Source organism: Bradyrhizobium arachidis, assembly GCF_024758505.1.
Taxonomy (GTDB): domain Bacteria; phylum Pseudomonadota; class Alphaproteobacteria; order Rhizobiales; family Xanthobacteraceae; genus Bradyrhizobium; species Bradyrhizobium manausense_C.
Window position 1 is genome coordinate 1,250,765 of the sequence record NZ_CP077970.1, and the last position, 20,278, is coordinate 1,271,042.

21 protein-coding genes and 1 pseudogene are annotated in these 20,278 nt (G+C 60.8%); 15 read left to right on the forward strand and 7 right to left on the reverse strand.

Going from position 1 to position 20,278, the window contains the following annotated elements:
• The first annotated feature begins 34 nt into the window (after positions 1–34).
• The 5 genes from KUF59_RS05755 to KUF59_RS05775 all read left to right on the forward strand — a co-directional run bounded on the left by KUF59_RS05755 (position 35) and on the right by KUF59_RS05775 (position 4,423).
• Positions 35–1,108, forward strand: coding sequence for an aromatic ring-hydroxylating dioxygenase subunit alpha (locus KUF59_RS05755; RefSeq protein ID WP_258768661.1), 1,074 nt, complete (start codon positions 35–37; stop codon positions 1,106–1,108).
• Between the two features lie 10 nt (positions 1,109–1,118).
• On the forward strand, positions 1,119–2,096 hold the full coding sequence (locus tag KUF59_RS05760) for a PDR/VanB family oxidoreductase (protein WP_258768662.1): 978 nt from the start codon (positions 1,119–1,121) through the stop codon (positions 2,094–2,096).
• A 572-nt stretch (positions 2,097–2,668) separates the two neighbouring features.
• Entirely contained in the window at positions 2,669–2,872 is a 204-nt protein-coding gene (locus KUF59_RS05765; protein ID WP_258768665.1) for a hypothetical protein, read from the forward strand.
• A gap of 8 nt (positions 2,873–2,880) precedes the next feature.
• Complete coding sequence (locus KUF59_RS05770; protein WP_309500932.1) at positions 2,881–3,225, forward strand: Fic/DOC family protein; 345 nt, start codon at positions 2,881–2,883, stop codon at positions 3,223–3,225.
• 877 nt (positions 3,226–4,102) lie between these two features.
• A complete protein-coding gene (locus KUF59_RS05775) occupies positions 4,103–4,423 on the forward strand; it encodes a DUF736 domain-containing protein (protein WP_258768666.1) in 321 nt (106 codons plus the stop codon).
• Between the two features lie 376 nt (positions 4,424–4,799).
• On the opposite strand, the gene KUF59_RS05780 is transcribed toward KUF59_RS05775, so the two are convergent.
• The 3 genes from KUF59_RS05780 to KUF59_RS05790 all read right to left on the reverse strand — a co-directional run bounded on the left by KUF59_RS05780 (position 4,800) and on the right by KUF59_RS05790 (position 7,628).
• Positions 4,800–4,922: a twin-arginine translocation signal domain-containing protein gene (locus tag KUF59_RS05780; protein WP_258768668.1), complete on the reverse strand. Its 123-nt coding sequence runs from the start codon at positions 4,920–4,922 to the stop codon at positions 4,800–4,802.
• A gap of 49 nt (positions 4,923–4,971) precedes the next feature.
• The gene (locus KUF59_RS05785) at positions 4,972–6,072 is read right to left on the reverse strand and encodes an NAD(P)-dependent alcohol dehydrogenase (RefSeq protein ID WP_258768670.1); all 1,101 of its coding nucleotides are present in this window, start codon (positions 6,070–6,072) and stop codon (positions 4,972–4,974) included.
• A gap of 80 nt (positions 6,073–6,152) precedes the next feature.
• The gene (locus tag KUF59_RS05790; protein ID WP_258768671.1) at positions 6,153–7,628 is read right to left on the reverse strand and encodes a benzaldehyde dehydrogenase; all 1,476 of its coding nucleotides are present in this window, start codon (positions 7,626–7,628) and stop codon (positions 6,153–6,155) included.
• A 414-nt stretch (positions 7,629–8,042) separates the two neighbouring features.
• Between KUF59_RS05790 and KUF59_RS05795 the strand changes: the two genes are divergently transcribed.
• Positions 8,043–9,815 carry a sigma-54-dependent Fis family transcriptional regulator gene (locus KUF59_RS05795; RefSeq protein WP_258768674.1) on the forward strand — a complete coding sequence of 591 codons (1,773 nt, stop codon included), beginning with the start codon at positions 8,043–8,045 and terminating at the stop codon, positions 9,813–9,815.
• A 15-nt stretch (positions 9,816–9,830) separates the two neighbouring features.
• On the opposite strand, the pseudogene KUF59_RS05800 reads toward KUF59_RS05795, so the two are convergent.
• Both KUF59_RS05800 and KUF59_RS05805 read right to left on the reverse strand, forming a co-directional pair.
• Positions 9,831–10,113: pseudogene (locus KUF59_RS05800) on the reverse strand (TrbI/VirB10 family protein); the annotation flags it as partial.
• Positions 10,114–10,174: 61 nt separating this feature from the next.
• Entirely contained in the window at positions 10,175–10,471 is a 297-nt protein-coding gene (locus KUF59_RS05805) for a helix-turn-helix domain-containing protein (protein WP_258768675.1), read from the reverse strand.
• A 103-nt stretch (positions 10,472–10,574) separates the two neighbouring features.
• On the opposite strand from KUF59_RS05805, the gene KUF59_RS05810 reads away from it, so the two are divergent.
• The 3 genes from KUF59_RS05810 (at position 10,575) to KUF59_RS05820 (ending at position 11,770) form a co-directional block, all read left to right on the forward strand.
• Positions 10,575–10,853: a DUF2285 domain-containing protein gene (locus KUF59_RS05810; RefSeq protein WP_258768676.1), complete on the forward strand. Its 279-nt coding sequence runs from the start codon at positions 10,575–10,577 to the stop codon at positions 10,851–10,853.
• A 217-nt stretch (positions 10,854–11,070) separates the two neighbouring features.
• The gene (locus KUF59_RS05815; RefSeq protein WP_258769949.1) at positions 11,071–11,202 is read left to right on the forward strand and encodes a transcriptional regulator domain-containing protein; all 132 of its coding nucleotides are present in this window, start codon (positions 11,071–11,073) and stop codon (positions 11,200–11,202) included.
• A gap of 49 nt (positions 11,203–11,251) precedes the next feature.
• The gene (locus tag KUF59_RS05820) at positions 11,252–11,770 is read left to right on the forward strand and encodes a DUF2285 domain-containing protein (protein WP_258768677.1); all 519 of its coding nucleotides are present in this window, start codon (positions 11,252–11,254) and stop codon (positions 11,768–11,770) included.
• A 512-nt stretch (positions 11,771–12,282) separates the two neighbouring features.
• Here the strand turns inward: KUF59_RS05820 and noeE are convergent.
• A complete protein-coding gene (gene noeE / locus KUF59_RS05825; RefSeq protein ID WP_475647878.1) occupies positions 12,283–13,296 on the reverse strand; it encodes a nodulation protein NoeE in 1,014 nt (337 codons plus the stop codon).
• Entirely contained in the window at positions 13,218–13,493 is a 276-nt protein-coding gene (locus KUF59_RS44210; RefSeq protein ID WP_408918067.1) for a sulfotransferase, read from the reverse strand. Before KUF59_RS44210 ends, noeE begins: the two co-directional genes overlap by 79 nt.
• Positions 13,494–14,675: 1,182 nt before the next feature.
• Between KUF59_RS44210 and KUF59_RS05830 the strand changes: the two genes are divergently transcribed.
• From KUF59_RS05830 to KUF59_RS05855, 6 genes are all read left to right on the forward strand, one after another.
• A complete protein-coding gene (locus KUF59_RS05830; protein ID WP_258768678.1) occupies positions 14,676–14,954 on the forward strand; it encodes a helix-turn-helix transcriptional regulator in 279 nt (92 codons plus the stop codon).
• 3 nt (positions 14,955–14,957) lie between these two features.
• Positions 14,958–15,860 (forward strand): replication initiator protein A, encoded by a 903-nt coding sequence (locus KUF59_RS05835; protein WP_258768679.1) that lies wholly within the window; start codon positions 14,958–14,960, stop codon positions 15,858–15,860.
• Positions 15,861–16,191: 331 nt separating this feature from the next.
• A complete protein-coding gene (locus KUF59_RS05840; protein WP_258768680.1) occupies positions 16,192–16,656 on the forward strand; it encodes a DUF2840 domain-containing protein in 465 nt (154 codons plus the stop codon).
• A complete protein-coding gene (locus KUF59_RS05845; protein WP_258768681.1) occupies positions 16,656–17,162 on the forward strand; it encodes a S26 family signal peptidase in 507 nt (168 codons plus the stop codon). The genes KUF59_RS05840 and KUF59_RS05845 overlap by 1 nt, the downstream gene beginning before the upstream one ends.
• 188 nt (positions 17,163–17,350) lie before the next feature.
• On the forward strand, positions 17,351–18,073 hold the full coding sequence (locus KUF59_RS05850) for a lytic transglycosylase domain-containing protein (RefSeq protein WP_258768682.1): 723 nt from the start codon (positions 17,351–17,353) through the stop codon (positions 18,071–18,073).
• A gap of 235 nt (positions 18,074–18,308) precedes the next feature.
• Entirely contained in the window at positions 18,309–20,060 is a 1,752-nt protein-coding gene (locus KUF59_RS05855) for a relaxase/mobilization nuclease domain-containing protein (RefSeq protein ID WP_258768684.1), read from the forward strand.
• Positions 20,061–20,278 lie beyond the last annotated feature (218 nt).

Sequence of the window (20,278 nt, forward strand, 5' to 3'; positions counted from 1 at the left end):
CGACCAGCGACCAAAACATGGAGATAGCTGCACCATGAACGCACCCAAACCCTTTCCGCTCAATGCCTGGTATGCGACGGCCTGGTCTCACGAGATCGCCCGTGAGCTAACCGCCCGCACCATTTGCGGCAACAACGTCGTGCTCTACCGCCGTACTGATGGCGTCGTCGCGGCGCTGGAGGATGCCTGTTGGCACCGACTGCTGCCGTTATCGCTCGGACACCTCAAGGGCGACGACGTCATGTGTGGCTACCACGGCCTGGTCTTCAATTCGGCCGGCCGCTGCTCTTACATGCCCGCGCAGAAGACGATCAATCCGTCTGCCTGCGTGCGCGCCTATCCGGTGGCTGAGCGGCATCGTCTGGTCTGGCTGTGGCCCGGCGATCCAGCGCTGGCAGACCCTGCCAAAATTCCGGATTTTCACTGGAACGACGGTAAGCAATGGGTCGGCGAGGGCGGCACGTTCTATCAGCTGAAATGCGACTATCGCCTGGTGATCGATAACCTGATGGACCTTACGCACGAGACCTATGTGCACGCCGGCAGCATCGGCGACGAGGCGATCACGGCTGCGCCCTTCGAGGTGACCCATACGGGCAACACGGCGACGATGACGCGCTGGATGATCGATATCGAGCCGCCCCCGTTCTGGGGCCGCCAGCTCGCACGGCCTGGCCGTGTCGATCGCTGGCAGATCGTGACGTTCCAGGCGCCATCGGTGGTCGTCGGCGACGTAGGCGTGGCACTCACAGATACAGGCGCGCCGCAAGGCGACCGCTCGCAAGGCGTCAGCGGCGCGTTCTTGGCGGCGATCTCACCGGAAACTGAGACGACCTGCCACTATTTCTGGAATTTCGTCCGAAATTATCGGAAGGATGACGCGCAGTTGACGAGCGAGCTCCAGCTCGCCCATGTCAATGGTGGGGCAGGCGTCTACGATCAGGATCACCGAGTGTTGGAGGCGCAGCAGGCTGCCATCGACAAGAACCCGCGTTCGCCCTTTTACGATCTCAACATCGACGCGGGCGCGCTCTGGGCACGGCGGCTGATAGACGGAATGATGGCCGACGAACAGGCCCGCGTAACCGCGGACGTTGCGGCCGAGTGAGTGAAAAGTCATGGCCAAGCCGATGGAACGGATTAGTGCACGCCTTCGCGCCACTCGCGATCTCACTCCTGACGTCCGTCTTTTCGAGATCGAGCCCGACCGCCCGTTGGGCAAGGTAACGCCGGGCGGTCACATCGACGTCCTTGTACCGACCGATGGGCGGCCGCAGCTTCGCAGCTATTCGTTGGTGGGACCTTGTGCGGACGGACTGTACCGCATCGCCGTCAAGCGGCTCGCATCGAGCCGGGGCGGGTCTGTGGGCATGTGGTGCCTCAAGGTGGGCGAACGACTCACGATTTTCGAGCCCAGAAACAGCTTCGAATTAAGCTACGGCCGGCCGGACTACCTGCTGCTGGCCGGCGGCATCGGCATCACGCCGATCTACACGATGGCGCTAGCACTGAATCAAGCTAACGCGAATTTTCGCTTGCTTTATGCCGCACGCAGCCGTCGCGACCTCGCGCTTGCGGACGAGCTGACCACTTACCTCGGCGAACGGCTTCAGCTTTTCGTCGGTGAAGAAGGACAGCGGATCGACATCCGCGGCGAGATCGCCCAACTTGATGCGCGTGGTGAGCTCTACGTGTGTGGCCCGTTCGGCATGTTGGAGGCGGCCAAACAGCTTTGGAACCAAGCGGGCAGGCCCGCGACGCACCTCCGCTACGAGTCGTTCGGCAATACCGGTGGTTTCGCGGACGCCCCGTTCAAGATCAGGGTTCCCCGATTGGGCCTGGAAATTGACGTCCCTGCCCATCGTTCCATGCTGGAGGCGCTTGAAGATGCCGGTGTCGGCATGATCTTCGGTTGCCGGCGCGGAGAATGCGGTCTTTGCGTGCTGCCGATCCTCGAGGCGTCGGCTGAGGTCGATCATCGTGACGTGTTCTTCAGCAGTGAAGAGCGAGCGATGAACAGCAAAGTCTGCACCTGCGTGTCGCGCGCGGCGAGCGGTTGTGTAACGATCGATACGCCTGATCGAACGCCAGACTAGCGTCGTTCCTCCAAGGCTCGCAGTGCTGGGCTCGAAGCCACATAAAACCGGCGAGTAAGGCTCGCTTGACCAGCCCCCCGCCCGATCTACTCGGGCGGGACGCGCCCTTGGGAGTCAACAGCAAGGCACACGCGACGGCGGTTTACCTCATCCCGATCGGCGCCCGGCCAGACGACCGGAAATACCCGGTTCGCTCGGCAAAGCCGCTGACAATTGCATCGTGCCCCAGGAGGACGTCGCCCCGGAGATCATCGGCTGCTCAATCCCGGATCTGAGCGGCGAAGAGGCGGTCCACGGGTCGACCGCGTTGCCGGAACGTTCGAAAAATTCACGCGTCCTCTTGTCAAGCACTAAGCAGCCTAGTTTGCTTGGGTTTTCGGTGCTCTTTTTAGCTTGTGCTGAAGAGCGTGCTAAAATCGGTTGGAACGTGCGAATCACCACTACGCTTCGCCTATAGTATCCTTAAAGCTTACGTACTCGTTGAAGCGCGCTATTCCAGCAACGCCGTCGCTGGTTTCGCACCCTCAACGGTCGCAGAGTGCAAAACACCCTGTTCGTGGTAGGATGTGTTCATGCCTATTCGTAAGAAGTCCGCTGCCAATAAGGGTGTCGCCGCCAACCGGGTCATTGGCCGGGAGCGTTTCGCGAATATCAGCGCCGTGGAAGGCATCAAGCCTTCGGGCGCCATGAAGAAGCGGGTTGCCCAGTTTGACCGCGATGGGCTGTCGGCAGCTGAGCGGCGCCGGGAAATCATCAAGGCCTACAAGAAGAGCTAGCCACTTCGATGTACGACGCCGTTGAAGACCCGTACTGCTATCCGGGCACGACGGTCCTCAAGAACAAACTGAACCTCAGGAAGCAAACCGAGCTGGACGCCTTCGAGGCCGAAATCACGGCACAGCGGGCCGAAGAGCCGTTGCCTTCCGGCAGGTTGGGCTACGCGCACTACAAGGCCATCCACAAGCATCTCTTCCAAGATGTCTTTGCCTGGGCGGGGAAAATCCGCAAAGTTTGGATATCGAAGGGAGGCAGCATGTTCTGCTATCCGGAGAGCATCGAGCACACAGCTCACCTTCCTGACGCTGCTCGCCGATACTACCGGTCACCCTCTCGACATCGAGCGTCTTGATCCGGAAGCGGTGATAGGCGCTATGATTGAAAGCTTCGGTGGCGATGATAAGCCGCTTGCCGAGCTCATCTTCGGGCTCGTCAGTAAGTAGTGCCCCCGGCGCCTATGCCGGGACTGCGGCTAGGCGATGCCCAGCCACTTGCAACGGGGCCTGCACGCTCAAGGGCGGCCTGCCGCTCGTCTTGGCCCTTGATGCATGCCGGACACGGTGCGAGTGGCCCGCGGAGGAGTCATTCGGATAACGGATAAGTACCAGCCCGATTACATCGAGCGGACTCTCGGCTCGCCGCAATCGCCAAATGCGCAGTGGCGAGCAAAGTCCGCCTTAACCGGCCCTGATCCGCTATGTCTGGGATTGCTTTCTTTTCGGGCGGCCCCGGTCATCGAAAAGCTTCTGAATAGGGCGGCGGTCTTCGTTCCCCTAGACCACGGCTGTGCCGGCCTCATCGGCCCTGTCAGGGGTCAATGGGAGAGGCTCGGTCGGGGGCTTTTTCTCAGTGACAATGTCGCCGTTTCCCGCACGCTCTTTCTTTCTCTACCTCGAAACCGGTTGCCTTCTTGTGTTGCAAGTCGAGCTCTGCCAGGTCTTCCGCTTAAGTCTGTGTTCAGCGCTCGGACGCACCTCGCCTTCGTTGGCTTGATCTGGCCGAAGACCGGCTGCGCCTCGATCGTCTGAGCCGCAACGCCGCCGGTTGAGACTTTCTTCCCCTGGGCTAACGCCCATTCCTCGCGAGACAAGAAAGTCTTCCCGTCGGCGTCCTCCGCTTAACGCTCCGGCCCGCGAAAAGGCGGGTGCGTCGCCGATCGTCTTCGGCTCTCAGATCGCCATCGAGGCCGCGGTGGTCGCGGGGCTCGAAACAACTCAAGGAGAAGTGACATGGCTAGCATCGGTTCTTTCAAAAAGGTCGGCAACGATTTCCAGGGTGAGATCGTCACGCTGAGTCTGCAGGCCAGGGGCGTCCGCATCGTCCCTGAGGCCAACCGCTCAAACGAGAACGCTCCCAGCCACCGCGTCTATGTGGGCCGGGCGGAAATCGGGGCAGCCTGGTCCAAGCGCTCCGAGGAAGGCCGCGACTACCTCTCGCTCAAGCTCGATGACCCTTCGTTCAACGCGCCCATCTACGCGAACCTGTTCGACGATGAAGCCGGCGAAGGCTACACGCTGCTCTGGTCACGGCCGCGCAAGACCGGCGAGTAAGCCTCGCTCTGCCAGCGCCCCGTCCGATCTCATCGGGCGGGGCGTTCTTTCGCGCCGGCAGAAAGGCGTCGTCAAGACGGACGGATCAATCACAATCGACTGGATCCTCTTAATTTCGCTTTGCTGTTTTGGGAGGCGCTTTGCAAGATTCCTTTCGGGTAAACTAGGCACCAGTGTCCTTGCGAGCTCGAACGAGGTGACTACAGTGTGTGAACGCTGATCGAAAAATGCCCCCCATCGGCGCCTTCGGGACCCCATCAAGTCATTGATCGCATTGAATCTGATTAGTCGGGCTCCCACGCCGATTAGGGTCGAGACCCCACGCCGAAACGCGCGATCCGGCTGCGGTGATGGCCGATCCGACCGTACGGCGCGCCTATCTCGGCGTGATCCGAATGACATCGTCAGCGGCTGCGAATGCGCTCCGGTTGCGCCCGTTGAGGCTCAGGCCCACTGCACCGGCGGCCGTGCTCTTCAGGAATTGACGTCGTGTGGTCATGGTTTCCTCCTCATGTTGTTTGCTTGATTGCTGTTCGTTCGCATCTGTCTCAGGTCATTCGCACGATCGGTTTGATGACCTCGCCGGTTTCCGAGGCGTGGATGGCCTTGTTGATCTCGTCGAGCGAGTAGAACTTCACGAGCTTGTCGAAGGGGAAGCGCCCCTGTCGGTAGAGATCGATCAGCATCGGAATGAAAATGTCCGGATTGGACTCGCCTTCGACGATGCCGATCAGACGACGGCCGCCGCTCATGAAGTGGGTTTCGTTGAGGACGATCTCGGCATCGGGTCCCGAAGCCCCCAGGATGCCGCAGGCGCCGCGCGGGCCGAGGCTTTCCACCGCGCTGCGGATCACGGCGGGAAGGCCGGTCGTGTCGAGCGCGAAATTCAGCCCGCTGCCGGTGATCCGCATGATCTCTTCGACCGGATTGACCTCGGTCGGATCGATCGTGTGCGTCGCGCCAAGCGTCTTGGCGACGCTCAGCCGCGAAGGCTTGGTGTCGACCGCGATGATCGTGGTCGCGCCGATGACGACCGCGGCCATCAGGGCCGACAGGCCGACCGAGCCCGCGCCGAACACGGCAAAGGATTTTCCGGGCAAAACGCGCAAGGCGTTCAGGACCGCGCCGGCGCCCGTCTGCACGCCGCAGGCCAGCGGTCCCAACAGCTCGAGCGGCGCATCGCTCGGCACCTTCACGACATTGGCTTCATGGCAGAGCGCGTGGGTTGCGAAGGAGGACTGGCCGAAGAAGTTGCCGTTGATGCTCTCACCGTCCTTGGAAAGGCCGCTGCTGCCGTCGACGCGCGTCGCGAAGAAATTGCGCGGGAAGAATTCGTGGCAATAGGTCGTCGCGTGGTCGCGGCAGCTTGGGCAGGCGCCGCAGGAATTGAACGTCATCACCACGTGATCGCCCGGCTTCACCTTGGTGATGGCGGCCCCGACGGCTTCGACGACGCCGGCTCCCTCATGGCCGAGCACGACGGGCAGCGGCGTCGGCAGCATGCCGTCGCGCACGACGAGATCGGTATGGCAGACGCCGGTCGCGGCCACCTTGACCAGGATTTCGTTAGCGCGTGGATTTTCAAGGTCGACGCTTTCGAGGCTGAGCGGCGCGCCCTTTTCGCGGGCGATGGCGGCACGGATTTTCATTTGTGGGATCTCCGGACAGGGAATGAGGGGATTGGGAGCGTGGCATCCGGCGCAGTGCGCGCCGGACGCCATGCGGAAGATCAGAACGGGTAGGGCGTTGCCTGCGGCTTCTCGGAGGTCCAGACCCACTGTGTAAACTCCTCCCAGATGGCGGGGCCGCTGACGCGGCTGCCATTGCCGGAGCGGCCGCGGCCGCCGAAGGGCGCGAACGGACCGCCGTTCACCGTCTGGTCGTTGATGTGGAGCTGGCCCACGTGCAAGCGCTCGCCGACCGCGCGGGCGCGCGCGATCGAGCCGGAGATGACGCCGGCGGCAAGCCCGTAGTCGGAGCGATTGGCGAGCGCGACCGCTTCATCGTCGGTCTCGAAGCTGACGAGGCAGGCGACCGGGCCGAAGATCTCCTCCTCGAAGGCAAGCATGCCGGGCTTCACGTCGGCGAGCACCGTCGCCTGATAATAGCGGCCGTCATGCACGCCGCCGGCGAGTAGCCGCGCGCCCTTGGCCACCGCATCGTCGACAATGGACTGGATCTTCGCGACCTGAGCGTCGCTGATGATCGGTCCGAGCGCAACACGGCCGGACGAGGGATCGCCGGCCGGCAGATGCCGCGCCTTCTCTGCGATGCGGCTTGCCAGCCCTACGGCGATGTTCTTCTGCACCAGCACGAGACCGGTCGACATGCAGATCTGCCCCTGGTGCAGGAATGCCCCCCAGGCAGCGTTGGACGCCGCGATATCGAGATCGGAATCGTCGAGCACAATCAACGAATTCTTACCGCCGAGCTCGAGCTGAACTTTTTTCAGGTTGCGGCCGGCCACCTCGCCGACCTTGCTGCCGCCTGCGGCTGAGCCGGTGAACGAGATCATCGCGATGTTGGGATCGGCGCACATGGCTTCGCCCGCGTCCGCGCCGCCGGGCACGACCTGCAGCACGCCGCGCGGCAGGCCGCCTTCCTCGAAGATGCGCGCGATGATGATGCCGCCCGACACAGCCGTGCGCGGATCGGGCTTGTGGACGACCGCATTGCCGACCGCGAGCGCAGCCGCAATGGCGCGGATCGAGAGCACCAGCGGGAAATTAAATGGCGAGATCACGCCGACGACACCGTGCGGTACGCGTTTGGCTGTGTTCGAGCGGCCCGGCTCCATCGACGGCAGCAGGATTCCGTTCGGCTCGAGCGCAACGGCGGCGGCATGACGCACGAAGCCGGCGCCGTGCTCGATCTCGATTGCCGCCTTCGGCTGGATCGACCCGCTCTCGCGTATGATCCAGCCCATCAGCTCCTCGGCATTGCGCTCGAGGAGGTCGGCCGCCCTGTTGAGGATTGCGGCGCGCTCTTGAGGCAGCCTGGCTGCCCAGGCCGGCTGTGCGAGCCGCGCCTCTGATGCGGCCTTCGCGATGTCAGAGGCATTGCCGATGCCGACCGATCCGAGCACAGCGCGTGTCGCGGGATCGCTGACATCGGTCACGCCGCCGCCGGTCGCCGACCATTCGCCAAGGAATGCCTTGCCCTGCCATCGCTCGATGGCGATGAAATTGTGAGCCTGCGTGTTCATCAAAGATCCTCCAGTGTCCCCCGCCAGCGCGGGCTGTTGTTGCCGATCCGCACGGCGCGATGCCTGCGGCATGGGGGAGGAAAACAGTCGCAAGAGCGCACGCCGGCGATGCGTAAGATCGTCGTGACCCGGACGCAGATGAGATCCATCCGATGTGCTCGGGACTGCGGGCCGGCCCTCTTGTTTTCGTTTTCCTCCCTTAATCCGGGGGAATAGCAAGGCCGATGCCACGCGGGTTCTAATCACCGGCAAGGGCTCTGGATGTGACTAATTATCAAATCATTTCAAATAGATGGGGGGCGATACCGAACCAGCGCGGGCGCATCGCGGCCCGCGCCCTCGCTCAAATCTCTTTATGGAATCGTGAAATCCCTCTAGGCTCGATTTCATGATTTGGTGAAATCGAAGGCCGGCATGCCCGACAAGGAGTCCCTGATTTCGCTCGCCGAGGCGTCGCGCCGCTCGGCGCAAATTCTTAGTCGCGGCGCGAGCAGCGAGCTTCACACCGGCGCTCCGCCGACCTTCGATGACCTCGCGGAGTCCCTGCATTTCGCGCTCGGCGATGGTCGCATCTGGCTCAACGACCAGCGCATGGTGTTGATGCAATCGCAGGTCCTGGGACGGCTGCGCGCCGAGATCATCGACGCCTTCGGCATGGAGACTGCCAAGGCGATCTTCATGCGTGTCGGCTACATGCAGGGCGCGCGCGACGCCGCGCTGATCCAGAAGCGCTTTCCGCATGAAGACCTGACGCACGCGCTAGCCGCCGGACCGCGGGTGCACACGCTGGAAGGCTTCGTCAAGGTCACGACGCGGCACTTCGAGTTTGACCGCGACAAGGGCACCTATTTCGGCGAGTTCTACTGGGACGATTCATCGGAAGCTGCCGAGCATGTTGCGAGCTACGGGCTTGCCACCGAGCCGGTGTGCTGGCTCCAAGTCGGTTATCCCTCCGGTTACACCACAGAGCTGTTCGGCAGGCCCGTTATCTTTCGCGAGGTCGAATGCGCTGCCATGGGCGCGCCGCGCTGCGTGATCATCGGTCAGCACGCCGACGCTTGGAGCGACGCGCCGGAGCGGCAATATTTTGGTCTGGAATGGAAGAGTCGCCCGCTTCACCCCGCGACCAAGGTCCCCCTTGCCGAAGGGGCGGCGCTTGCGGAAGTCGATGCCAAGAGCGATGTCGCTGTTGGTGTGTCAGCCGCCTTCGTTCGCACGCGGCGCCAGCTCGAGCGGGTCGCCGCCACCGATGCGACCGTGCTATTCGTCGGCGAGTCCGGCGTCGGCAAGGAGCTGTTCTCCAGTCAGTTGCACGCGATGAGCCGGCGCAGTGCCGGTCCCTTCGTCGCCATCAACTGCGCCGCGATCCCGGAGCAGCTCGTTGAATCCGAATTGTTCGGTGTCGAGAAAGGAGCCTTCACCGGCGCCATCGCTTCACGCGCGGGCTATTTCGAGCGCGCCTCGGGCGGCACGCTGTTCCTGGACGAGATCGCTTCGCTGACTTATTCGGCGCAGGGCAAAGTGTTGCGCGCGCTACAGGAACGCAAGATCGAGCGCGTCGGTGGCATCAAGACCATCTCTCTCGATGTGCGAGTGGTCGCGGCGTCCAATGTCGATCTCAGGGCGGAAGTCGCGGCCGGCCGCTTCCGGCAGGATCTCTATTTCCGCCTCTGCGTGTTTCCGATCGCGATCCCGCCGCTGCGCGACCGCCGCGACGACATTCCGCTCCTGATGGCGCATTTCCTCAACCTCTACTGCGCGCGGCATAGCCGGCGTCTCACCGGCTTCAGCCGGCGCGCAACCGATGCGCTGCTCAAGTACAATTATCCCGGCAACATCCGCGAATTGCAGAACCTGATCGAGCGCGGCGTGGTCTATGCCGACGATCGGGGTGTGATCGACCTCGGCCATCTCTTCAGCGGCTCCGAGCTGCTGCCACCGTTCTCGATCCAGCTCACGAGCGAGGGACGGCTCGGACGGATGCCGCTCCATGCAGACGGCGCCCAGCCTGAGGCGCCTGCTGCGCCATCAGCCGATCCTGGCGCGTCCTTTGCGGATGTTGAACGTGCCACCTATGAGGCGGCTCTGGCGCGGACCGGCGGCAACGTCTCGGCTGCCGCACGCGCGCTCAGGATCAGCCGAGCGCAACTCGACTATCGGCTTCGGCGGCTCGGTCTGAACCGATAGGTCGCGGCGAGGGAAGTAATCTGGAAGAACGCCGGCTTGATGAGCGACATTGATCGTCTGTTCGGCGACGCGGCCGAACGACTCAGCAAAACTGTTGCGCGCGGCATCCGTCGGCGTTTGCTGATACCCGTAAGGTGGACTTGCGGGCATCGATATATTGATGCCAGCGTTGATCGCGGCAATCAGGATCGCCGAGCCAACACCTGGACACAATGATTGTCGACTTCGTCATCAAAGCCCCCATAACCTTCGCATCGGTGCCGGCCATGCCTCCGATCTGCAAGGTCGAGCCATTCGGGATGCGACACTCCCGCAGCCATTCAAAGTTTCGGCCAAATTGCTATGTTATCCGCGCGAATTTATGCGAACAGTGCCTGCTTCTTTTTGTGACGTGAACGTGCCGGTTTGCGGCCTTTGCGCAATGTCTTTTGAGACGTCGCTCCTTTGGGTGGTTGAACAAAGAACTCAGATAAATGAACACCTAACGTTTGAGCGATCCGATCGAGAAGATCAATGGTGGGGTTCTCCTTTTGCCGCTCAACGCCGCTCATGTATGAGCGGTCAATCCCCGCATCGTAAGCCAATTGCTCCTGCGGAATACCGAGATCCACACGGATCCTTCGCACATTCCAGGCCACAAGCGCACGAGCTTTCATGCGCTAAAGCAGCCATTTGGTGGACCATCAAACCACTGGCTATAGCCAACCTATTGCAGTAAGTTCGTCAGATAAAGTCAACGCACTCGCCGCATGAGCCCACATGAAAAAATTGGCGTTAGATCCAGAGATCGCAGACGTCGTGCCGAATGAGTCGGTGCTGACGACCTACGACGAGCAGCATCTGGTGACGTATTGGCGCCTCCTCGATGCTGAGGCGGATGGCGCCGACTGGAAAGACGTCGTGCGGGTCGTGTTGCATCTTGATTCTGAATGCGAGCCCGTCCGCGCTCGCAATGCATACGACAGCCATTTGGCTCGCGCAAAGTGGATGGCTGTCCACGGCTACGGCCACTTGCTTCGCATTGGCGATCCCAAATAGCAAAAATCTATCGCCGGGGTTGCGCCGGAGGGAATAATTTCTCGTTGATGGCGTGATCGATTACGTGCATCACGTGTGATGCACAATTCGGGACTTCCGCAACAACCCAGGGCTTTATAGACACTGCGCCGCAATTTTGCTTTGGCGGGAGATCACAGCGGTGTCTAAATTCGATTGGCGCTCACCTCAGTCGTATCAGAGCGTCACAGCCGGCGAGATGTCGGATTTCGCTTGGGAAAGCCTCCGTCGCAATCCTCAATATCAAGCTGACTACCGAGACACGCTCTCGAAACACGGGCAAGTGACCCCTGAGTTTCGGAGGAGATGGGGCCTCTGCTTTCGCCCATGACCCGCAGAGGTCTTTTCAGGAGCAGACCATCTTCTGGGCGCCGGAGGCTATGCCTTCAGTGCTACCGATCGTTGAAAGCGCGCCCGGTTCGGACGGCTTTGCCGCTGAGCTTGAGCGTGCCGATCTTGCATCGGACAGCATCAGACAGGCAGATGATGGTTGGCATGCTGTATTGCGCATTGACGGAACCCAGCATCACCTGTGGCTGAAGCAAGCGCCGCGGTTGGGTGCCGCTTATGCTATCGAACTGCCCTTGGAGGACGCGGACTTCGAGATTCGCGCGCACGCCTCATGTCGATTGTGGCGTGCAATCAAGGGCCGTCCGCCAGGACCTCCGCTTCGCCAAATAACGGCACAACAGCGTGAGCGATTGGCCTTGAGCCTGCGCGCCCTTGATGGGCACATGGACGGCGCCTCCTATCGTGCCATCGCAGAGGTACTGTTTGGCCAACGACGCATCTCTGAGCGGGTCTGGAAAACCCACGAGCTACGAAGCCGAATTATCCGCCTGGTTCAGGCCGGTTTGGCACTGATGCGCGACGGCTACCGCGCATTGCTCCGTCCTTGATCTCGCAAGGAGCAGAAAAGGGTGTTGAAGATTCTTCGCCACTTTTGAAAGTACTTCATCGCGCCGTCATGACCGGACTATGATATAAGTCTTGGGCAGCCCCTGCAGAGACGTCGGCAGCTTGTCGCCACACCGGGTTCATCTCGCCTGAGTATGCGAACGTCTACTCTGACGCCACGGTGGCCAGTTTGGGGTTGTGTATGGCAACCGAGGTCATGGCTTCCGATGCTGGATGGCGCTGCCTCTGCTGCCTTTCGCTGAATTTCGCGAGTTCAAGTATGGAAGGACGGCTTGTGCATGGCGTGGGCGCCCGGAGATCACCAAATCCGGACGAGAGCAAGTTAGCAATTGTTCTGATCTGTGCCGGATATCTCGGCCATCTATGCGTCAAATGCCGCAATTTGTCGTTCTCCGCTTTCATGTTGCTTGCGCATGAGGGCTGAAGCTGCGCCTCGAGTTGCCTCTGAAATCAAGCGGTCTGCACGGACTTGCCTCTCAACTTCATCACGCCGTCACGAATGGCCACCTGCCAAAGCGGCCCTCGAAGCCGTGAGCGCGTCGGTCAACTGTGCAGCAATTGAATCTGCGACCCGCAAATTCTCCTCCCTCTTGGATTCGGCCAGACGTTGCGCTTGCAGAAGTATCGAGGGGCCGAAAGCCAAGGGGAAGTTCTCTCCAGCTTGCCGGCCAGTGTCAAACCCTCCCGTCTTGCCCTCCAGGAAATCCCAGCAACTTCGAAATAGCTGCCGATAGCCTTCGGTGACTTCCGGGCCCTTATCTATAACGCCAGCTTGTTCTGCGAACCGAAGGTCCTGCTCATAGCCGAGCTCTATCAAAAGCTGGACCCCAACCAGATCGGTCACTACCTGCATCTCTTCGATGCTCAATTCGGTTTGCCAAGCCTGGACTGAGCGATTGTCGATGGTTTTTTTCCCTAAGATCTTTCGATCACCGAAAGTGCTGGACCGGAGATAGTCCGTTTGCTCCAACGGTGCCGATGACATCTCGGCCGGAGCGTAACCAAGGCCGGCAAGCACGCGGCGGATTTCCTCGTCAGGATGCGCCACAAGGACTTCGTACTGCACCACTTGCGTCTGAGACCGACTGCGGTACGCCGCAAGCGCAGGCAGACCCAGGACGAGATCGGCAAGAGAAGATGCGATCGCGGGCGTAGGCCGTCCCAGAACGATATCGGCGAGACACGCTGCGACCGCGGACGGGGAACTTGCCGACAGAAGCGGGACGCCCCACGTCGATTTCAATGAAGCGGCAATGGCATAGGGATTGCGCATCAGAACAATTCGCGGCGTATCCGGATAGAGGGAATCCAGAAAATCGAGCACCATCCAATACCGCGGAGTCTTGTCTATCAGGGTGCGCTTGCCAGCGGCTGCCAAATACTGGCCGTAAGCTGCATCGGCAAAAGCGCGAGTGACGCTCGTTCGATCTATCCGGCCCAGAATTCGGAGGTCGCGGCCTGAACCAGTGACGCCCCGGCCGAGTGACGGTGGTCGACCCGACCAAATGCCTCAAGTGCCAACATCAGCCAGGGCTCAGGCGGAGCCATAATAGCCGGGTGCCGCTGAAGCAGATGCGCCAGCAGTGTCGTCCCCGAGCGGGGAAGACCTAGAAGAAAGCATACTGCAGGCGAATGGTTTATATCCTGGCTCGTCATTCCCGTTCCTATCTTGGACGGACAAAGCGGTCGTTCTGCCCCCTTCATCCGATCGAAAGAAGCCCACCAGCAATGCGCTCGAGATGCGTTTCAACTGTGTCCATCCCCACACGACTTGTCATCCAGGAGGATGGGTTCATCCGACGACAAAGTCCAATGAAGTACAATGGGATCAGGCTTTGATTCTTCTGCTGCGTGAGTCCTGCCTGAGTCCGGTCCGGCCCAAGCGCGCACACCCTATAGGCGATACGTACGATCGTTCAGTGTCGCAGAGGGTAGATTTGCATCGCGTGGCATCCATTTGTGGTCAAGATGGCCTATGCATGTTCCGCAACGATTCAGCTGCCATGAGTTCGACCCATTTGCTAGGCCGCTGCACTGCAGCGACCACTTCGTTGCGGATCCGAAACAGCCCAACGTTCGCCCAGTTGCAAGCAGCTGAGCAATATCAATACGGAGAGGTGCGGCAAACCTATACTTGTGTTTATCGGAAATAGCCGCTGACACGACCAAGAGGAATGTGCCGCATGGCACGATCGGGGTCACGTCGTCCTTTGAGGAAGGCGATTGCAATGGGCTTGCGCCCCGGCCGATGCTCGCTGCAGATCCTAGGGCGAAGATGACAACCCATCCTGATAAACCTTAGGTACTTCGGGCCGAGATTGTTATCCCTCATTTCTAGCATCAGAAAAAATCGATAGTTTTGATGACCCGCATTCACCGAGTGGATAGATGCCAACTCGGGTCAACGTCATCCGTCTTCTGAAACAGCACGGCAATTCCGTGCAACTATTTAGCCAAACTGCCGCTCGTTGCAGATTTCGAGATCCGCAAAGGCGCCTCATACCGTCTGTGGCGTGCAATCATTACCGTCAACCAGAATCTATGTTTCATTTTCCCTGTGTCGCGAAGGATTGACGTTGGTGGCGCGCCTTCGATGGACAGATTGACGCGTTACCACGTCATCCCCCGAACTGCTATTCGGGCCGGGAACGATTCCAACGGCCTCTAAACCCACGAAAGGCGCGACTATCGCTTTGCGCAAACCATTTCGCGCTGATGTGTGGGGCCGACCATTGGTGCTCTTGTCATATCGGAAGGAACCGAGCAGGAGTGCCGAAAATCATCCCTGTATCTTCGGCATCCCCCTATGCGTTTCTACTCCGCCATGATGCTCGTCGGCGCGCGATCAGACTCGCTCGCCCTCCAGACGAGCACGGAGCTTCTCGAATGTCCGATCCGACTGCCGGCTTGCCGCCGCGATACTTGCGCACCCCTGAAGCGGCGAGATTTCTCGGCCTGTCTGGCCGAACTCTGGAAAAGCATCGTACCTATGGCACGGGGCCGATCTATCGCAAGCTCGGCGGTCGCGTTGTTTATGCGCTCGAAGACCTAAAAGCGTGGGTGGATCGCGGAGCCAAGAAATCGACCAGCGATCCAGGCATAGGCACGGTACTGCCCGCAAAGCGCCACGCACCCATTCCGTATGCGGGCAAGGAGCGGCGCTGACTCATGTCGGACGGCAAATCCTCTGCCCCTGGGCGACGTCATTCGGAGCGCGGTCAACTCGATCTGTTTCGCTCATTGCGCGGCGATCTGGCCCCGCGCGACGCGCAAGATTTGATGGCCTATCCGTTCTTCTCGTTGGCAAAATCGAAACGAGTTGTGCCGATCGACTTCCGCGCTGGGACAATTACGATTCGTGTGGAGGCAGTGCCGGAACATGGCATGGCGACGATTTGGGATGCGGACGTTTTGATCTGGGCGGCTTCGCAGATTGTCGAAGCTCGCGACGCCGGCCTGAAAACGTCCAGGTTGATGGCCGCCACCCCCTACGAGATCCTGACCTTTGCAGGCCGAGGCACCAGCGTGCGCGACTATGAGCGCCTCAAGGCTGCGCTCGACCGGCTACAATCAACAACGGTCCTGACCTCGATTCGCCAGCCGACCGAGCGCCGGCGGCATCGCTTCTCCTGGATCAATGAATGGCGCGAGACAACCGACTTGCACGGCCGCGCCTGCGGAATTGAGCTGATCTTGCCGGATTGGTTCTACACGGCTGTTCTGGATGAAGCGCTGGTGTTGACGATCGACCGCGCTTATTTCGATCTGACGGGCGGATTTGAGCGCTGGCTCTATCGCCTCGTGCGCAAACATGGCGGCCGTCAAGCAGGGGGCTGGAGCTTTGATTTCGTCCACCTTCATGCCAAGTCGGGCAGTCTATCCCCGCTCAAACACTTTGCCTACGACCTGCGCCAGATTGTCTATGGTCAGACTCTGCCCGGATATCGGCTGGTCATCACGCGTGACAATAACGGTGTGGAGCGATTGAGCTTCGCGCCACTTCAGGTCCGTCCCAATGCAGAACGGCTGCAAAGGCGCGGGCGCATCTCTCAGTCGGGGGAAAACCTGTGAATTGCATCGTGCTATCAGGGCCCAGAACTTTCGTGCCATCGGGGACCGGACCTTCGTGCTATCGGGGACGGAAATTACGGCTAACCTTCTGCTGTGCAATCGCTTTTCGCGCCCGTAACTCTGCTAACCAGGAATCCTTCGGATTCTTGCTAACATGTCAGAGCTATGTGCCCGCGATGAGCGAGGCGACGGTCGCAAGGCTTTCCGAGCGGCGCCTAACGACGTTTCATCACAACGGTTTCGCCACCGCCATCCTCGTTGTTGGCCATTTCCGAAGGATAACCGCTGGTACGCGCGGCCCAGAGACGTCTCCGGACAAAGGGGCCGTCGGATGAGCGATCTCACAACAGTTGAACTCCTGTGGCTTAAAGGGCGGATCGAGAATCGCATTCGCTTCGGTCGGCCGGTATCGGAAAAGATCATTGACCGACACCGGCGCGTTCTTTCATTTGCGACCGGAAGCATTTTTGCGTTCGTGCGGTGGACATCCAATGATTTTGGAACCGTTCTGTCCCGCATCGACATTTTACGCGCCGCCTCGTCACGGCAGCGATACTCAACGGTCCCCTGGGTCCTTCCTGGCGGAGAGAGCCTGCTGCGGTTATCAGGATGGGCAAAAGTCGAGCGCACACTGCAATTGATCGATGCAGTGGAGGCACTTGGGATCAATCCCGCCGATGCTGCGCCGGATTACTGGCATCATGTTCATAACCGTCTTTCTGTCAGCGAGACCCCGCGAACCTACACTCAGGCGCGCCATCAGTCCTGGCTGCGCCGTCGAAAGCGAGGGCTCTAATGAGACGGCTGATGATTGCTTTAGCAATCTGCGGATCGGTAGCTCTCGTGATCTGGCCCGGCGGAGAGGCGACGCCATCGTACATCTGGAACGCTTCAGAGAGCGTCCCGATCGGTCTTTATCGTCTACAGCCAGCCGGGCGATTGACTGTCACTGAGCTTGTGGCAGTTCGGCCGCCCGAGCCACTTGCCAGCTTCCTGGACTTGAATGGGTATCTGCCGATCGGCGTTCCCATGCTCAAGCGCGTCCTGGCGTTGCCGGGACAAACTGTTTGCAGAAATGGCCGCACCATCTCCGTCGATAGCATCGAAATGGGACTGGCGCGGGAGCGCGATGCGCGTGGCCGGCCGCTGCCGGTATGGCTCGGATGCCGCCTCATAGCGTCAGATGAAGTCTTTCTCATGAACTGGCAGTCGGCCGACTCGTTCGATGGGCGTTACTTCGGGCCAATTCCAGCATCCGCGGTCATCGGACAAGCCCTACCGGTGTGGACAGAGGGAGACTGAACTTGCTCCGCCCACTTCATGGATATGCAGTTTCGCTGGTCGATGGATCACAACGCTCCTGCTCCGTCCCGGCCAGATTTCTGAAAACCATCGTGCGCGGTGCCTGTCGCCGAGGCCCTCACGCTCAGCGGCCGGACCTGCTACCCACAGCGTGCTCGAGCCCAAGCACCTGCGCTTTAATTCATGCAATGGCAGTCTGGCTGGTGGGAGCTTCGCTGGTTCTTCAATTGCCGTCGAACGCTTTGGCGGAGACGGCAATACCGGCGCTCGGTGCGCACTCGCTGAGCTCTCCGCATGCCGATTCATACACTGCCTTCTTGACTGAAGCTTCTCGACGCTTTGCGCTCCCGGAGCACTGGATTCGGGCCGTGCTGCAAGTCGAGAGCAGCGGCAATGTAGGCGCCGTTTCCTCCCGGGGCGCGTTGGGCCTCATGCAAATCATGCCACAGACCTGGGTCGAGCTAAGGACTCGCTACGATCTCGGTGTCGATCCCTTTGACCCGCACGACAACATTCTCGCAGGCACGGCCTACCTTCGCGAGATGCTCGACCGGTTTGGATCTGAGGGAGTTCTCGCAGCTTACAACGCTGGTCCAAAGCGCTACCAGGCATATCTCGCAACGGGGCGACCACTTCCTCAGGAAACAAAGATTTACGTTGCCAGGCTCGTACGCTTGATTGGCATCAAACAGCACGAGCATGCGACTGTGGGCATACGACAAACAGTTCCGTGGCGGCAGGCAGCATTATTCTTTGACCGCTCCGACGGCTCCTGGGTTGATGCCAGATCGACATCCGCTCTGGGTTTCATGAATAGCCCAAAAAGCTCTCCAAACATGGGCGCGCTCACGCTCGAACCGGGCGCGAGCCGGCTCTTTGTGCAGCGATCAGCCGAAGCGGAGTTCCAATGATCCCAATCGCATTTCGTCGCGCGTTGTCGCGAGTTGGAGAGTCCTGGGGAAGGTGCAGGGGCTAACCGACCGCGGATGGCAAGGGAAAAGGCCGGCCGTCGGTCCGGCCGTTGTGGTTGGTTGGATTGGACAATTTAGCAGCGGCGCAACTGCTCCTGCCAGCCGTTCAGCAAACTACTCCAACGAAATCAACCGTCATTGCGCCGTCTCAACGGTAGGGAGTCTTTTTTGCGCCATGACAATGCGCGACGATGACCTGCGCGTCCGGCCCGGGCGCATTGACCACGGCAACCGCGGTGCGAGGCGGCCGCAAACCTTCGTCGGACAGGTCATGCGTGCCGCTAAGAGGGCCGGACACGTTGGCAACAACTTTCAATCAGGTTCGGACCGCGGCCGCTCGAGCTTTGGCCGCGGCCGGCGTGCGGCAATCTCGATCCGCTTGCGCTCGAACGCCCGGCGCGTGGTCACGAAGGCGCGCGTCGTACGCCATCGGGGAACGCGATTCCGCTCGGCGCCACTGGCCAAGCATGTCGCCTATCTTAAACGTGAGGGCGTTACGCGGGATGGCCGGGATGCCGCGATGTTTGACGCGAGCTCTGATGCAGCCGACGAGCGGGGCTTCGCCGAGCGCTGCGAGGGCGACCGTCACCATTTCCGGTTCATTATCTCGCCTGAAGACGGCGCGGCGCTAGGTGACCTAAAGGCATTTACGCGCGAGCTTCTGCGCGATGTCGAAATAGATCTCGCGACCAAGCTCGATTGGATTGCGGTCGATCACTGGAATACGGACAACCCGCATGTCCATCTCCTGATACGTGGCCGTGCCGATGACGGACAAGACCTCGTGATCAGCCGCGAGTACATCAGCCGCGGTCTCCGCGATCGCGCCGCCGACCGCGTTACCCTTGAGCTTGGGCCCCGTAGCGAACACGAGGTTCGCACCAGCCTTGACCGGGAGGTCGAGGCTGAGCGCTGGACCAGCCTTGACCGAGCGCTGCGCGACATCTGCGACGACTGCGCTGGCGTGGCGGACCTCAGGCCCGGACGCAAGGGTGAGGATCCTGAGCTGCGCCGGCTGCTGCTCGGCAGGGCGGCCAAGCTCGAACGACTAGGCCTCGCCGAACCTACAGGGCCTGCCTGCTGGAATTTGAAACCGGGGCTCGAGCAGACCCTTCGCCAGCTCGGCACGCGCGGTGACATCATCAAAACCATGCATCGGGCGATGAGTGCCGAGGGCCGGGAGGCGGACATCGCCACCTTCGCCCTGCACGGAGCAGAACCCACCGATCCCGTCCTTGGCCGTCTGGTTCAACGCGGTCTGGATGATGAATTGAAGGGCACGGCTTATGCGATCGTCGCAGGAATCGATGGTCGAGCTCATCACCTCCGGTTCGACGATCTTGAATTTACGGGCGATGCGCCAGCCGGCGCTATCGTCGAGCTGCGCGCCTACACCGATGGAAACGGACAACGTCGCATGTCACTCGCCGTTCGCTCGGACCTGTCGATCGAGGAGCAGGTGACCGCGAAGGGCGCTACCTGGCTCGACCGCCAGCTTCTCGCCAAAAATCCGCCGCTCAGCGGGGGCGGGTTCGGCGCCGAGGTGCGGTCCGCAATGGATGCGCGCCTCGATCACCTCGTTGGCCAAGGTCTTGTTCACCGCAACGGACAGCGCATCGTGTTTGCACGCGACCTGCTCGCGACCTTGCAGCAGCGCGAGCTGCACGCAGCGACCGTCAAGCTTTCTGCCGTCACAGGACTTGCCTATCGGCCCTCAACTGAGGGCGATGATGTGACCGGAATCTACCGTCAGCGCGTGACGCTTGCCTCGGGACGTTTCGTCATGATCGACGATGGGCTCGGCTTTGAGTTGGTGCCCTGGCGGCCAGCTTTGGAACAGCATCTCGGAAAGGAACTATCTGGCAGTATGACCCCTGGCGGCAGAGTCGAATGGAAGCTGGGCCGCAAGCGAGGATTAGGGCTATAGCTTGGTGCGGCGTGCCTCATCGGATTAACCGGCAAGCATTGCGCGGGGACAGCCCAGAAAAGCAGCAGCCGAGGCCGCTGCCATGTCCGGCGATCCTGCCCACAATAGCGAAGAGAATCTGCATCGGAGAACGATGGGAATGGTCGGCAGATTGCCGCGAAGCACCAGGCCCAAGATCATTCTGCTCACGCGAACGCCGCCATTTCTACGCTCGCGCA